We start from the raw sequence: 14,466 nt of genomic DNA on the forward strand, positions 1-14,466 counted from the left end.
GGCTCGCCCCCCAAGGACGGGTTTACGGCATCTTTACTGTCTGCCTGTTCTCTCCGTGGTCAGCACGTTATCATTAACCTCAACAAGAGCTACTGAGTGGTAGCTCTTTTGCTTATTAAGCAATAACCTCTACATTAGCTAAATAACTGGCTGAGTTTCATCATCACGAAATCCCAGATGCGGCTAAAGAACCCGCCCTCTTTTACTTCGTTTAATACCACCAGTGGCCGCTGTTCAATCGTTTTGCCATTAAGCTGAAAATCAATAGTACCCACTGCCTGATGCTTTGCCAGCGGCGCACGCAGTTCGGTCTGATCCAACGTATAACTGGCTTTCAGGTTCTTCATCTGCCCTTTCGGGATAGTAATAGCCGCATCCTCCGCGACGCCGAGCTCGGCCTGACCGGTGTCACCAAACCACACTTTCTGCGTAACAAAGGGTTTTGTCGCTTTAATCGGTACCACGGTTTCATAGAAACGGAAGCCCCAGGTCAACAGTTTTTCACTTTCACTAAAGCGAACCCGGTCACTCGGGGCACCTAACACCACGGAGATCAACCGCATCGGCCCGTCAGTCGCAGAAGCGACCAGATTATGCCCAGCCCCAGTGGTAAAGCCGGTTTTCATGCCATCCACATTAAGATTAGTGCTCCATAACAGACGGTTACGGTTAATCTGGCGGATCTTATTAAACGTGAACTCTTTCTCTTTGTGCAGGGCGTACTCTTCTGGTACATCACGGATCAATGCCTGCCCCAATACCGCCATATCCCGTGCAGTACTGTACTGCCCCGGTGCATCAAGGCCATGCACCGTCATAAAGTGAGTATTAGCCAGACCCAGTGCTTTGGCGTAATTATTCATCAGGCCGACAAAACTGTCCTGACTCCCGGCGACATAATCAGCCAGTGCGATACTGGCATCATTGCCTGACTGAATAACAATACCTTTATTCAAATCGGATAATTTTACCTGATCACCCGGTTTCAAAAACATCAGTGAGGAGCCGCGTAATGCCGGATTACCGGTAGCCCAGGCATCTTTACCCACCGTCACTAAATCATCTTGATTCACCTTACCGGCTTTAATCGCCTGTCCAATCACATAGCTGGACATAATCTTTGTCAAACTGGCGGGGTCAAGGCGCTGGTCACTGTTACTTTCAGCCAGCACTTTTCCACTATTGTAATCCATCAGCACATAGGCTTTGGCATCTACCGAAGGAGCCTCCGGAGAGTCAGCCGCATGCGCGGCAGGCAGTGCCAGGAGCAATAAACCAGCACTGAAAGTAAACGTCTTTATCTTGAAAGGGAGGATAAATTTCATCATGAGGTCGCCAGAGTATCCTTGCAAATAATCGGAAATAAGTGGTATTTCCAGAACCAATCACGGTCCAATTAGCGAAAAAATAACGTTTTTTCACTTAAACTGAAATATTAGCTTAGTCATACTTCAGTCCCTTCTCTAAATTTATCCCATTGCCGCCCCAATTGGGCATAGTTTTACGTTTTGTTTTGTAAAGATGCCGTTTCAATCGATATAGATGGTTATACGGCTAACCGTCTGCCTATCTGAACATCCTGACACCTAAGCACCTAAACGTCTAAATAATGATAAATATATTCCAAAAAGGAATATAAGCGGGTTATTTGTTCTTTTCAGTGCCTAAGCTGCTAGCGCTATTATCCAGCCAATAGGTTGCTAACCAAATTAATGCTGTTAAACAAATAATTGTTGGAGTATGCAATGGCTATCCCACGCTCGGTACTTGATCTTATCGGCCACACCCCGTTGCTGGAACTGACCCGCTTTGATACCGGTCGGTGCCAACTGTTTGTTAAATTAGAAAACCAAAATCCCGGTGGCTCGATTAAAGACCGTGTAGCGCTCTCCATGATTGAGCAAGCGGAGCAAGATGGGGTGCTGCAACCCGGCGGCACTATCATTGAAGCTACCGCAGGCAATACTGGCCTTGGGCTGGCATTAGTTGCCGCGTTAAAAGGTTACAAACTGGTATTGGTGGTACCTGACAAAATGAGCCAGGAGAAAATTTTCCATCTACGCGCATTGGGCGCGCAGGTGCTGCTGACCCGCTCGGATGTCGGTAAAGGCCATCCGGCTTATTATCAGGATTATGCCCTGCGTTTGGCGCAGGAAACACCCGGTTCATTCTATATTGACCAATTCAATAACCCGGCAAACCCTGCCGCACACCGGACATCAACCGGCCCCGAATTATGGCAACAAATGGGCGAACAGATTGATGCCATCGTAGTGGGTGTTGGCTCTAGCGGGACATTAAGTGGCCTGAGCCAATATTTTGCCAACGTTTCACCGGCAACAGAGTTCGTACTGGCTGATCCCGCGGGATCTATTCTGGCGGATTTCGTCGATGGCTCGCAGGTTACTGATGCCGGTAGCTGGCTGGTAGAAGGTATCGGTGAGGATTTTATCCCACCACTGAGTAACTTTTCTCAGGTAAAAAAAACCTACCGTATTGATGATGCCGAGGCTTTTAGCACCGCCCGCACGCTATTGCGGGAAGAAGGTGTACTGGCAGGGTCTTCCACCGGCACCTTGCTGGCAGCGGCATTACGTTATTGCCGCGAGCAGACTACCGCCAAGCGAGTCGTCACCTTTGTTTGCGATAGCGGAAATAAATACCTGTCAAAAATGTTCAATGACTACTGGTTATTGGAACAAGGCTTACTGAGCAAACCTCAGCATGGTGATTTACGTGATTACATCACCTATAGCCATCAGGATGGTGCCACAATTTCAGTTTCACCGCAGGATACGCTGGCCGTGGCTCATGCCCGAATGCGACTGTATGACATCTCGCAGTTACCGGTATTAGAGGGCGAAAAAGTGGTCGGTTTAATTGACGAGTGGGATCTACTGAACACCGTACAAGCCGATGCCAGCCATTTCAAATTACCTGCCAGCGCAGCAATGACCCATCACGTCATTACGTTACAAAAAGAAGCGGATTACCACTCTCTACTGGCAACCTTTAATGATGGTCATGTGGCGGTGGTGCTGGATGGTGAACGTTTCCTCGGCTTGATTACCCGTACCGATGTTTTGAATACCTGGCGTCAAAAGCTGGCTTAACCTTCTCTTATTAAGGATTTTTATCATGGCAAAATTCGATACTCTAACCGTCCATGCCGGTTATACCCCTGATAGCACCGGTGCAGTAATGCCAGCAATTTACGCGACATCTACCTTTGCGCAGCCAGCCCCTGGCGAACATACCGGATATGAATATTCCCGCAGTGGTAACCCCACGCGTACTGCCTTGGAAAAAGCGATTGCAGAGTTGGAAAACGGGACTCGTGGTTACGCTTTTGCCTCGGGTCTGGCGGCTTGTTCAACCGTACTTGAGTTATTGGATCAAGGTAGTCATATCATTGCAGTTGATGATTTATACGGTGGGACATATCGCCTGTTAGAAAAAGTTCGTAGCCGCAGCGCTGGTTTGCGAGTGACTTATGTCTCCCCTGCGGATACTGCCGCATTGGAACACGCTATTTTACCCGAAACCAAAATGATCTGGGTCGAAACGCCAACCAACCCGTTGTTAAAGCTGGCTGATCTGGCAGCCATCGCAGCGATTGCCAAAAAACACCGACTCATCAGTGTGGCAGATAATACCTTTGCCTCTCCTTATATTCAGCGCCCGCTGGAACTGGGCTTTGATATCGTGGTGCATTCAGCCACTAAATACCTTAATGGTCATTCCGATGTGGTCGCCGGTGTTGCCGCGGTGGGCAATAACCCCGAATTAGCCGAACAATTGGGCTTTTTGCACAACGCGGTGGGCGGGATTTTAGATCCATTCAGTAGCTTCCTAACATTACGTGGTTTACGCACGCTGGCTTTACGCATGGCACGGCATAATCACAGTGCTCAACGTATTGCCGAATGGCTTGAAGGGCAGCCACAAGTTGAAAATGTCTATTATCCTGGCTTGAAAAGCCACCCACAGCATGAGCTGGCCGCCCGGCAAATGGCCGGTTTTGGTGGCATGATTTCAGTGCGGCTGAAAGGGGATGATGAATTCGCTCGTGCGGTGATCAAACGCTCACATTTATTTATTCTGGCTGAAAGTTTAGGCGGTGTAGAGAGTTTGATCAGCCAGCCATACAGCATGACTCATGCCTCCATCCCGCTGGAAACTCGCCTGAAACATGGGATTACTCCGCAGTTGTTACGTTTATCGGTAGGGATTGAGGATACCGAAGATTTGATTGCGGATTTGGCGCAAGCGCTAAACGGCTAAGACCCTGATGACTTGACGTTGCGAAGATAGCCAGTACGAGTTAATACGACGCCTGCTGGCTCCACTCGCTAGACCGCTCTTTGCCACACATGGCCACGCTCTTCGAAAATTAATTTTTCCATTGATTGAAGGACTTCAGAATCTGCCAGTATGCGTAAGAAATGCCCCACATCGCTGGCCTCCTCGATAGATTCCACATAAAGAGCCCGTAAGGCAACATCTGCTGTTCGTGGCAAGCTGGTTTGCCCCTTTTCCCAACGAGCAACCGTTTGTACATCTACACCGAGTAATATCGCCAGCGCTTTTTGAGACATATTCATTTCAATACGGATAAAACGGATTTCATCAGCCGCTAATGGTCTACAGCGGTTAACCAAGACTTTACTGATTAAACGATGCAGACCCTCGACGTCATCGATACTGGTGAAATGCTCACCATCGACAATGCCACAATGATAACCATTGGCCAGCCAAACTGTTGTTAAACCACTCTCTGTGTAGTGATACATGACCTATTCTCCATTACTTAATCATCACGGTAACTACAAATACTGTAGGGTCATTCTCATGTCGTTTCAGTACCACCACGACTTCAATAACATCGCCCGCCGCCACACCTTGCAGGTTAAATTTCCAATCACCGCCAGACGTTTGGTGTGGCGCTTCAGTGAATCGACTGTGCTTACTGATAAAGACATGCAAAATTTGCCGTAACGTTACACACCGTTCAGACATCCTTTGTTTGGCATGTGCGCTGATACGAATGCGCCCTGTATGGTTTGCTGCCAGATCGTTAACTATCTTGCGGGTTGAAACAGAGCTAAGAGGGAATTCTCTGACAGCGGTCCCCTGATAGGGTAAAGGTGTATTAGATTCCATTCAATCACCTCCTCGATTTTATGCCTATCATTTTGATAGGTATCAGCGAGCGAATCAAGAGCAGACAGAGAAAAAAAGAAAAGGAGTCATAAGATTATAAATGAAGAAGAGACAGTGAAAGCCTTACCGCCGATGGGACAAAGACCGAACCCATCTATCGCCCAGGCTTTGTACGCCCTGAACCAAAATCACCAACACTATTAATGTCGCAACCATGATTTCATTATTAAAACGTTGATAACCATAACGAATAGCCAAGTCACCTAATCCACCACCACCAATAACGCCGGCCATTGATGAGAACCCCACCAGCATCACGATAGTTAAGGTTATACCGGCTAATAAGGCGGGCAGCGCCTCCGGTAATAACACCTTTTGAATCACATGCCGCGCCGATCCCCCCATTGATAAAATGGCTTCAATCCGCCCTTTGTCAACTTCATCCAGGGCCGCTTCCACCACTCTGGCAAAAAATGGGATTGCCCCCAAGGTTATTGGCACAATAGCGGCGGTACTGCCCAGCGTTGTGCCGATGATCCAACGGGTAATCGGAATCAATGCAATCAATAGCACCACAAAAGGCATTGAGCGCCCCAGATTAACCATTGCCCCTATCAATGCATTCAGCCGAGGAGCAGGTAACACACCATTAGATCGCGAAATAAATAACAACACACCTAATGGCAAGCCAATCAATACGGTGAAAAAGGTCGCGATAATCACCATATAAACGGTTTCGCCCGTCGCATTGGCGACTAATCCCAGGAGCTCCTGCCAACTCATACCGCTGTTCATATCAGTTCAGCCCTCACACCACGCTCATTAAGAAATTGTAAGATTTCAGATAAATTCACCCCCCCCTCTGGGTGACTGAAATCAACGTGTAAGCGCCCAACCCGTTGACCACCAATAGACTCCACCCCACCTCCCAGTAGAGTGACGCCCACCGCATGTTGTTGTGCCAACTCACTGAGTACCGGCGAGGCCAATAACGTGTCGAAGAATGTCAGTTCCGCAACCGGCGTACCGGATAAAGCGGACGAGCCACAAGTGGGTAACAACGAACGCCCTAAGCGGGAATGAGGAGAAGCCAGCAACTCGCTGATAATGCCGGTTTCGACCACCCGCCCTCGTTCCAGTAAGGCGGCGTTATCACAGATAGATTTCACTACGTCCAGCTCGTGGGTAATCAGCACAATGGTTAACCCCAATTGGCGGTTAATATCGCTGAGCAGTGAAAGTATTGATGCCGTTGTTTCCGGATCCAACGCACTGGTGGCTTCATCAGATAACAAGTAGGACGGTTTGGCCGCCAATGCTCTGGCAATACCGACCCGCTGTTTTTGCCCCCCCGATAGCTGCGAAGGAAAAGCATAGGCTTTGTCACTCAAGCCGACTAAATCCAACAGCTCGGCAACACGTCGTTGGCGCTGCGGCTTGGGCATCCCAATAATCTCCAAGCCAACCGCGATATTGTCCCAAACGTTACGTGAATGAAGTAAGTGGAAATTCTGGAAAATCATGCCGATATTCTGCCGTTGCAGACGTAACTCACGCTCAGAAAGAGTGGTTAATTCCCGTCCGTCCACCTGAATACGGCCCGAGGTGGGCCGTTCAAGTAGGTTCAGGCAGCGGATTAAGGTACTTTTACCTGCCCCGCTGCGGCCAATAATACCGAACACCGAGCCGGTTGGGATCTCTAGCGAGACCTCTTCCAGAGCTACCATTGGCAGCCCTCCTTGTGGATAGGTTTTACTCAGGCGTTCGATGCTAATCATGATTTAATGCCTGCCACCGGAATAACTGAACCGGCGTATTTCTCAGTGATAAATTTCGCTACTTCCGGCGACTGCAAATCTTTCGCCAATTGTTTGATGCGCGGGTCGTTGGCCAAGGCGGGTGTGGTGACCAAAATATTGGCATACGGGTTGCCAGCCGCTTTCTCCAGACCCAAAGCGTCTTTGGCGGGATTAAGCCCTGCCTCCAGGGCATAATTACCATTAATAACTGCTAAATCAACATCATCCAGTGAGCGCGGGATCTGTGGTGATTCGATCTCCAGAATGTTCAAATGTTTTGGATTACTCACAATATCCTTAGGCGTTGCCTGATTTTTAGCCGGATCAGTAAAGCCCGGTTTCAGGGTGATTAGCCCCTGATCTTGCAATAAATAGAGCGCACGGCTGAGGTTTGTGACGTTATTCGGCACGGCGACAGTGCCATTTTCCGGTACATCAGCAAAGGTTTTATGTTTGTGGGAATAGACGCCCAGTGGCTCAATATGCACCGTGGCAGCGACGGCAAATTTCTGCCCCAGCGCCTGCTCTTGTGAGCGCAAGTAAGGCACATGTTGGAAGTAGTTAGCATCGACATCGCCGTGGGCCAGCAGCTCATTAGAATTTACACCATTGGTGATTTCAATGATTTTCAGATCCAGTGACGGGTCCAGTTTTTGTACAAATTGCAGAATTTCCGCATGAGGCACTGGATCTGCCGCGACCCGCAATACTTCAGCGGCCTGTGCCGATAAAGTGAACGAAGATGCCAGTGCGGTCAGTAGTACCGCACCAACCAAGCCAGAAATAGGCGTTTGAGTCATTATTGTCTTTGTCATTCTCATCATCCCAAAAGTAAGTTTTTATCATTAAAGCGACCCAAAGAAATTGAGGCTGTAGCCAGCTAATCCCCTAGAGCGTCAATTGCACAGGGTAGTAGCGCTCGGCAACATCCGGGTGAGAGCGCAGGCGACCCTTGAGGTAATTCAGCCCGACATCACGAAACAATGGGTTGTGCGGATCACTGGCAGGCCCGCGCGCTTCAGCCGCCAAAACCTCCGGCAATTGATACAATGGGACCACCGCATCCAGACGCGCCCCGAGGAAGAATGCGATAGATAACCGGTCAGCACCGGCAGGTGGCGTTTCCACCCGGTGCACCGTGGCACGCAGATAACCGTTACTGGCCAGCTCCAGCAGCTCGCCGATATTGACCACAAAGGTGTCTGGCTGTGGAATAGCATCAATCCAGCGCCCCTCTTCCACTTCAACCTGTAAACCACGTTGTTGGTCTTGCAATAAGAAGCTGAGGAAACCTGAGTCTTTATGCGCCCCTACCCCCTGCCCGCTTTGCGTGGTTTCGCGCCCCGGATAACGGATCAACTTGATATGTTCATTGGGTTTATCGCCATACAGCTCATCAAATGCATTTTCATCCAGTTCCAATGCCAGAGCAAAAGCGCGTAGCAAGCGCAGCGCCATTCCGGTCATTTCTCGCTGCCATTGCAGTAATGCTGGTTTTAATTCAGGCAGCGCTGTAGGCCACTGGTTTGGACCTTGTAGTTGTGCCCAACTTGGGGTGCCCGGTGTTTGTGGTAATGGGTCTCTTTCTGCACCAATATCGAACTGTTCGCGCCAGTCTGGTTGGCCACGGGTTAATTCTGAGGCGGCACGGTTATAACCCCGAAAATGCGGGGAACGGACCATAGCAACGGCCAGTTTCTCCTCATCAGGCAGGGCAAAGAATGCACGTGACAGAGTTTGGATTTGTTGTAATAACGCGGGGTCAATACCATGTCCTGTGAGATAGAAGAATCCGATATCACGTGCGGCATGGCGTAAGGCGACTAAGAACTCCTGACGTTCAACTTCGCTGCCATTAAGCAGTGAAAGATCCAATAAAGGTAATGTGTTAGCAAATACCGCATTCGCGGCTAATTGATTAATGGGTAATTGATTGCTTAGTGGTTGATGACTCATTTTTCACTCCGGGATTTTCAGTCGGTTGCTTTTTTTGCTCGAAACCAATGAAAACTGGACAACCATACAAACGAATAATCAGCATAATTAGCTCCTGAGCCGTGGGGTGAAAGCAGACAGACGACAACACTCTTTCTTTAGCCATACTGGCGTTTAGTGGCAAACCGCTTTAATTACATTTCGCTCTCAGGGTAAAAGTTGTTTTAAGAGTGTTCTCGACTAGATACTTAACAATCTATATCTAAACGATATAAACAATTAACACCGAAACGCTGCAACTCACCAATATCAATCCGTTCTATGTTATTTCTTTCATTAATGACCCTAGTCTCAGTCCTATAATTACCCGCTCAAGTAAATATTATGTTTATAACTCTGTCCTATTTGATGACCAATCTGATTCGCTTCCATGTTTAGCTAGAAAGTATTAGGTTAACGGTTGATACCTTTATGGAAGGTAACCGCTATATCGGTAAGGCTTAGTCGATTTAGCGATTCTGCATGACGGGGATAGCAACCATTGGTAATGAAATTTCAAATAGAGAGAGACTGATATGTTGACGGTATGGGGTCGGAATAACTCGACCAATGTCAAAAAAGTGCTTTGGTGTTTGGAAGAGCTGGATATCAGCTATGAACGTATTGATGTCGGTGGCCAATATGGTCAACTGAATGACCCTCTTTATCGCTCATTAAATCCGAATGGTCTGATCCCTTGCCTGCAAGATAAGGATTTTATTCTGTGGGAATCCAACACCATTGTGCGTTATCTGGCGGCACAATACGGCCAAAGTACGCTTTATCTGGCTGATGCTCAGTTGCGGGCTGGAGCAGAAAAGTGGATGGATTGGGCTACCTCCAGTCTGGTGGTCCCCTTTAAAGCGGTGTTTATTGGGTTGGTACGGACTGCGCCGGAACAGCAGGATCAAGTAAAAATTGCTCACGGTATTGAGCAACTGAATACATTGATGGCAATCGCCGATCAAGCGCTGGAACAACAGGCTTATCTTTCCGGCGATAAATTCGGTATCGGTGATATGCCACTCGGGTGTCTGGCCTATGCCTGGTTTAACCTGTCGATAGCACGCCCGGAACTGCCACATTTACAGCGCTGGTATCAACGCCTGACGCAAAGAGTGGCATTTCAGAAAGTCATTGATATTGGCCTGAGTTGATTAAACAGGGGTGAGCTAGCGCAGCTAACACCCCTGCAGCGCCAAGGACGAAGGGGATTAGAAATCGTAGCTCGCACCCACCATATAACGACGCCCATCGAGAACTTTGTCGTTAACTTCGATATCCACGCGTTTATCTAACACGTTGTAGACACCGCCCATCAGACGAAGCTCTTTGGTCAACTGGTAGTTAGCCCCTAAATCGACAAAAGTGTAAGACGGGGTTTGGCTGCCCATACTGGTTCGATTGAGATATTCCGAGGTTTTACCACGGTAATTGGCTCGCACCCAAGTGGCCAGTTCTTCACTTGCCTGCCAGTTCACTGTGCCGTTTAACATGTGCTTGGGCATCTGATTCAGTGGCTGACCGGAGAACTGCCCGCTTTTCTGCTCTGATTGTGTAAAGGTATAATTAGATGTCAGGGACCAGGCTTTATTGATTTCCCACCCGAAGGTTGCTTCCACACCACGGGTGATAGCTTTATCCACGTTGGTGCGGTCACTGATAAATTTATAGCTGGTGCCATTGATCATACACTGGCCTGACGCATTGCCAGTAGTATCAGTACAACGACGTACTTCAGTAATTTTATCTTTAAAATCAGTATTAAACAGTGTCACACCGGCGTTCATACCTTCCTGGTCATCCCAGAGAATACCGATTTCCTGGCTGATACTTCTTTCAGGTTTCAGGTTGGCATTACCCACAATGATAGCTGGATCGCCACGGCCACCCCCGGTGATTTGCCCCCAATTATCGGTTGCCTGACGCAAATCAGGTGATCGGTAGCCGCCGGATACCCCCCCTTTTAATGTCCATTGCTCTGCCAGGTGCCAGACACCGTATAAGCGTGGCGTCCAGTGAGTGCCGTAGTTCTCGTCCTGATCCATACGGACACCGCCAGTCAGGGCGAAATCATTGGTCATTTGCCATTCGTCTTCGGCAAATAACGCCCAACTCCAGCGGGTCAATTTAGTCAAATCACTGGCAGAGACTAATTGGTTACCAGTGTCATTCAGCTCTTCATAACGATATTGGCCGCCCAGAATAAGGGTATGATTGTCTAACAGGAATGAAGTCTGAGTATTAAAAATATTATCAACGCTCTTCATTTCACGGGATGGGTTGCGAGTTTCATCGCGTTGAACATAGCTGGTTGAATTACCAAAATCATAATAACCGTGATGAGTCACCGCATAATTGTTACGGTCATATTGCACATCACTGCTTTGGCCGTTTAATGCCACTGAGCGCCCGGCAGTTGAATTTCTATCCTGCACATAATGACCAATATCAAAATCAAATTCGTTCTTATCGTCGGGGGTCAGGGTAAATGTCGCGCTACCATTTCTCAGGCGCTGTTCATTATAACCATTGATCATCTTATCTTCGCTACGATGAGAAAGTAACCCGCTGACTTTTAATCCCAGTAAACCGTCAATTAATGGGCCGGAGGCGTAAGCATTGGTCTGGTATATATCGCCGGAATTTGAATCTTCCTGCAAAGTGGCATCAGCACGCACCGTTCCGTGCCACTCTTTACCCACTTTGCGCGTAATAACGTTAATTACGCCGCCCATGGCATCTGAGCCATATAGAGAGGACATCGGGCCACGTACCACTTCAATGCGTTCGATGGCCGCAAGCGGTGGCAACCACCCTTGCTCAATACCCGCACCGTCGCTGTTGGGCCGCGTACCACGGGTATCTACACGTTTACCATCCACCAGAATCAAGGTGTATTTTGCCGACATACCGCGAATACTGATATCGCTGTGACTACCTCCACCGGTCACCACCACGCCTGGAACATCTCTCAACGCATCGGTAATATCGGTATAGGCTTTATTCTCGATTTGCTCGCGGGTTATCACGGAAATAGAAGCGGCGGAGTCTTGAATTCGCTGCTGGAAGCCCGATGCCGTGACCACCATGGTATCGGTTGGCGTGGTACTGGTGGTATTGGTTTCAGCAGCAACGGCCTGAGATGAGATAAGTGCAGCGATGACCCATGTCGCCGAGTTCGTTTTCCTAAAAACCTGATTAACCTTAACCATTACACGTTCTCCATGAGGTATTAATGTATTCAGAACCCTGCCCGACAGACGTTTTTTACTTGTAGCAATACCGCCTGTTAGACAGGTGACAATTTATTTTTTATAAATGTTGGCAATAGCCGACCACAGCAAAAATATCGCTTCCGACGCTCTCTGCTTAATACATTATTATTCTGTGATACCGGTTACTGCCGTAATAGAAACCTTCTCCGCGCCTTTTATATTTCAGACCATGAGGAATAAGGCATCCAAAAGTTAATTAAATGGTAAGCTCAATGGCCAGTCCGACAACCCGGCACGCCACTAAATAGATAGCACGCTATCTATTTGCACGTTGATACCTAACCCTTTAACCATCCTCAGTAACCCCAGTTGCACCTCGATCCCCTTACTTTTCCTTATAATATAATGCTAACAATAAAACAAACGATAATAATTATCAATAAGATTACCAATCTTAATTAAATACAATTTTAAGCAACTGCTTATTTTATAATATTATTTAATCAGTAGGGTTAAATCTGTCCAATTCGGATACCAACAATGAACAGAAATTAGCGAAATTACTGGTTGAGATTTGTTCAAAAAACCACCAACTTACCGGCGTAAAAAAGGGCGATATCATTATCGCCCTTCCATTCCACTTACATCATGCTAACTATTACGTCATGCTAACTATTACACCATGCTAACTATTACGTCATGTTAGTCAGAAAGCAGCACCGATTTTTTCGGCTCGGCATGATCGTCACTGTCGTCACGCCATTTCGGAAATTCCATCTCTTTATATTTGATAACTTTGGTCCCTCGGGTCAACTTATAGCCGAACCAAATTATCAGGAACAATGGAATACCGATATACGTTGCGGTCACGCCATACCAATCAATCCGGTCTTGCAGGAATGCCTGATAGTTCTGCCCCAAGGTGATTATCAAACACAGTACGAAGGCAAAAATCGGCCCAACCGGGAAGAAGCCAGACTGATAGGGTAAGTCGTTCAGGTTACGACCCTGCATCATATAGCCACGACGGAAACGGTAATGGCTGATAGCAATACCCAACCAAGCGATAAAACCTGTCATCCCTGAGGTATTCAGTAACCACAGATACACGGTCTGATTACCATACATGGAGCTCAAGAAGCATAACCCGGCAACGACCGTGGTGGCATACAGCGCATTACGCGGTACCCCCCCCTTGGACAATTTAGCAAAAATACGTGGCGCTTTACCTTCCGAAGCCAGTGTAAACAGCATCCGAGTTGAGGCATACATACCCGAGTTACCGGCTGACAATACCGCCGTCAAGATAACGGCATTCATCACCGCCGCCGCCGACAACAGACCGGCATTTTGGAATACCAGAGTGAACGGACTAACACTGATATCTTTAACATCATTACGTAACAGACTTGGATCGGTATACGGAATAATCAGGCTAATAATCAGAATAGCCAAGATATAGAACAACAGAATACGCCAGAACACTTTACGCACCGCGCGTGGGATGTTTTTGCCCGGATCTTTTGATTCACCGGCAGCAATACCAATTAGCTCAGTCCCCTGGAAGGAGAAACCGACAATCATTGCCACACCAATCATCGCAGAGAAGCCCCCGGCAAAAGGCCCGTCGCCAATAGTCCAGTTGTGCCAGCCGGCACTTTCACCGCCTTTCATGATGCCGCTAATCATCATCACACCAATGATGATGAAGATAACTACGGTGGTCACTTTTATCAGTGAGAACCAGTACTCCGCTTCACCAAACCCTTTTACTGATATCCAGTTCAGTAAAAACATCAGAGCGAGGAATAATGCACTCCAGATCCAACCGGGGGCATCTGGGAACCAGTAATTCATCACCAATTGGGCGGCGACCAGGTCAACCGCGATAGTGACCGCCCAGTTGTACCAGTAGTTCCAGCCGAGGGCGAAACCGAAGCCTTCCTCAACATATTTAGAGCCGTAAGTCGAAAACGAGCCTGATACCGGCATAAACGCCGCCAGTTCACCGAGGCTGGTCATCAGGAAATAAACCATCAAGCCAATCAATGCGTAGGAGAGCAATGCTCCACCGGGGCCTGCTTGTGATACCGTCGCCCCTGAGGCAACAAATAAACCGGTACCAATAGAGCCACCGATAGCAATCATGGCTAAATGCCGTGATTTAAGCTCTCGGCGTAAGCGCTGTGCACCCTGCTGCGCTGGGATTTTAGTATGTTGCTGAGTCATTCTTACCCTAATCCACCCTTAAAAAATAAGGCCGGATTGTAACAAATCCCACCGGCTCTGTGAGTAACAATGCGCTGATATAA

12 protein-coding genes are annotated in these 14,466 nt (G+C 48.1%); 3 read left to right on the forward strand and 9 right to left on the reverse strand.

The window, feature by feature from the left end; translation table 11 throughout:
• Positions 1–134: 134 nt before the first annotated feature.
• Positions 135–1,328, reverse strand: coding sequence for a serine hydrolase (locus AEP37_RS12055; protein ID WP_049613538.1), 1,194 nt, complete (start codon positions 1,326–1,328; stop codon positions 135–137).
• Positions 1,329–1,745: 417 nt separating this feature from the next.
• Between AEP37_RS12055 and AEP37_RS12060 the strand changes: the two genes are divergently transcribed.
• Together AEP37_RS12060 and AEP37_RS12065 are read left to right on the forward strand one after the other, a co-directional pair.
• Positions 1,746–3,113: a pyridoxal-phosphate dependent enzyme gene (locus AEP37_RS12060; RefSeq protein WP_049613539.1), complete on the forward strand. Its 1,368-nt coding sequence runs from the start codon at positions 1,746–1,748 to the stop codon at positions 3,111–3,113.
• A 25-nt stretch (positions 3,114–3,138) separates the two neighbouring features.
• Complete coding sequence (locus AEP37_RS12065) at positions 3,139–4,284, forward strand: trans-sulfuration enzyme family protein (protein WP_049613540.1); 1,146 nt, start codon at positions 3,139–3,141, stop codon at positions 4,282–4,284.
• 68 nt (positions 4,285–4,352) lie between these two features.
• Here the strand turns inward: AEP37_RS12065 and AEP37_RS12070 are convergent, their stop codons facing one another.
• The 6 genes from AEP37_RS12070 to AEP37_RS12095 form a co-directional block, all read right to left on the reverse strand.
• Positions 4,353–4,793 (reverse strand): helix-turn-helix domain-containing protein, encoded by a 441-nt coding sequence (locus AEP37_RS12070; RefSeq protein ID WP_049613541.1) that lies wholly within the window; start codon positions 4,791–4,793, stop codon positions 4,353–4,355.
• A 13-nt stretch (positions 4,794–4,806) separates the two neighbouring features.
• On the reverse strand, positions 4,807–5,163 hold the full coding sequence (locus AEP37_RS12075; RefSeq protein ID WP_049613542.1) for a DUF4258 domain-containing protein: 357 nt from the start codon (positions 5,161–5,163) through the stop codon (positions 4,807–4,809).
• Between the two features lie 123 nt (positions 5,164–5,286).
• Complete coding sequence (locus AEP37_RS12080) at positions 5,287–5,958, reverse strand: methionine ABC transporter permease (protein ID WP_049613543.1); 672 nt, start codon at positions 5,956–5,958, stop codon at positions 5,287–5,289.
• Positions 5,955–6,941 carry a methionine ABC transporter ATP-binding protein gene (locus AEP37_RS12085; protein ID WP_049613544.1) on the reverse strand — a complete coding sequence of 329 codons (987 nt, stop codon included), beginning with the start codon at positions 6,939–6,941 and terminating at the stop codon, positions 5,955–5,957. The genes AEP37_RS12080 and AEP37_RS12085 overlap by 4 nt, the downstream gene beginning before the upstream one ends.
• A complete protein-coding gene (locus AEP37_RS12090) occupies positions 6,938–7,762 on the reverse strand; it encodes a MetQ/NlpA family ABC transporter substrate-binding protein (RefSeq protein WP_049613545.1) in 825 nt (274 codons plus the stop codon). The genes AEP37_RS12085 and AEP37_RS12090 overlap by 4 nt, the downstream gene beginning before the upstream one ends.
• Before the next feature lie 88 nt (positions 7,763–7,850).
• Positions 7,851–8,918, reverse strand: coding sequence for an isopenicillin N synthase family dioxygenase (locus tag AEP37_RS12095; RefSeq protein WP_049613546.1), 1,068 nt, complete (start codon positions 8,916–8,918; stop codon positions 7,851–7,853).
• Positions 8,919–9,472: 554 nt separating this feature from the next.
• Here AEP37_RS12095 and AEP37_RS12100 point away from each other — a divergent pair.
• Positions 9,473–10,093 carry a glutathione S-transferase family protein gene (locus AEP37_RS12100; protein WP_049613547.1) on the forward strand — a complete coding sequence of 207 codons (621 nt, stop codon included), beginning with the start codon at positions 9,473–9,475 and terminating at the stop codon, positions 10,091–10,093.
• 57 nt (positions 10,094–10,150) lie between these two features.
• On the opposite strand, the gene AEP37_RS12105 is transcribed toward AEP37_RS12100, so the two are convergent.
• Both AEP37_RS12105 and AEP37_RS12110 read right to left on the reverse strand, forming a co-directional pair.
• Positions 10,151–12,151: a ligand-gated channel protein gene (locus AEP37_RS12105; protein ID WP_049613548.1), complete on the reverse strand. Its 2,001-nt coding sequence runs from the start codon at positions 12,149–12,151 to the stop codon at positions 10,151–10,153.
• A gap of 705 nt (positions 12,152–12,856) precedes the next feature.
• Positions 12,857–14,383: an amino acid permease gene (locus AEP37_RS12110; RefSeq protein WP_049613549.1), complete on the reverse strand. Its 1,527-nt coding sequence runs from the start codon at positions 14,381–14,383 to the stop codon at positions 12,857–12,859.
• Between the last annotated feature and the right edge of the window lie 83 nt (positions 14,384–14,466).

The organism is Yersinia pekkanenii (assembly GCF_001152565.1).
Classification (GTDB): domain Bacteria; phylum Pseudomonadota; class Gammaproteobacteria; order Enterobacterales; family Enterobacteriaceae; genus Yersinia; species Yersinia pekkanenii.

What these genes read in the sequence shown, in the direction of transcription:
- AEP37_RS12055 (WP_049613538.1), bottom strand. Translation starts at nt 1,328, where the DNA reads ATGATGAAATTTATCCTCCCTTTCAAGATAAAGACGTTTACTTTCAGT.
- AEP37_RS12060 (WP_049613539.1), top strand. Translation starts at nt 1,746, where the DNA reads ATGGCTATCCCACGCTCGGTACTTGATCTTATCGGCCACACCCCGTTG.
- AEP37_RS12065 (WP_049613540.1), top strand. Translation starts at nt 3,139, where the DNA reads ATGGCAAAATTCGATACTCTAACCGTCCATGCCGGTTATACCCCTGAT.
- AEP37_RS12070 (WP_049613541.1), bottom strand. Translation starts at nt 4,793, where the DNA reads ATGTATCACTACACAGAGAGTGGTTTAACAACAGTTTGGCTGGCCAAT.
- AEP37_RS12075 (WP_049613542.1), bottom strand. Translation starts at nt 5,163, where the DNA reads ATGGAATCTAATACACCTTTACCCTATCAGGGGACCGCTGTCAGAGAA.
- AEP37_RS12080 (WP_049613543.1), bottom strand. Translation starts at nt 5,958, where the DNA reads ATGAACAGCGGTATGAGTTGGCAGGAGCTCCTGGGATTAGTCGCCAAT.
- AEP37_RS12085 (WP_049613544.1), bottom strand. Translation starts at nt 6,941, where the DNA reads ATGATTAGCATCGAACGCCTGAGTAAAACCTATCCACAAGGAGGGCTG.
- AEP37_RS12090 (WP_049613545.1), bottom strand. Translation starts at nt 7,762, where the DNA reads ATGACTCAAACGCCTATTTCTGGCTTGGTTGGTGCGGTACTACTGACC.
- AEP37_RS12095 (WP_049613546.1), bottom strand. Translation starts at nt 8,918, where the DNA reads ATGAGTCATCAACCACTAAGCAATCAATTACCCATTAATCAATTAGCC.
- AEP37_RS12100 (WP_049613547.1), top strand. Translation starts at nt 9,473, where the DNA reads ATGTTGACGGTATGGGGTCGGAATAACTCGACCAATGTCAAAAAAGTG.
- AEP37_RS12105 (WP_049613548.1), bottom strand. Translation starts at nt 12,151, where the DNA reads ATGGTTAAGGTTAATCAGGTTTTTAGGAAAACGAACTCGGCGACATGG.
- AEP37_RS12110 (WP_049613549.1), bottom strand. Translation starts at nt 14,383, where the DNA reads ATGACTCAGCAACATACTAAAATCCCAGCGCAGCAGGGTGCACAGCGC.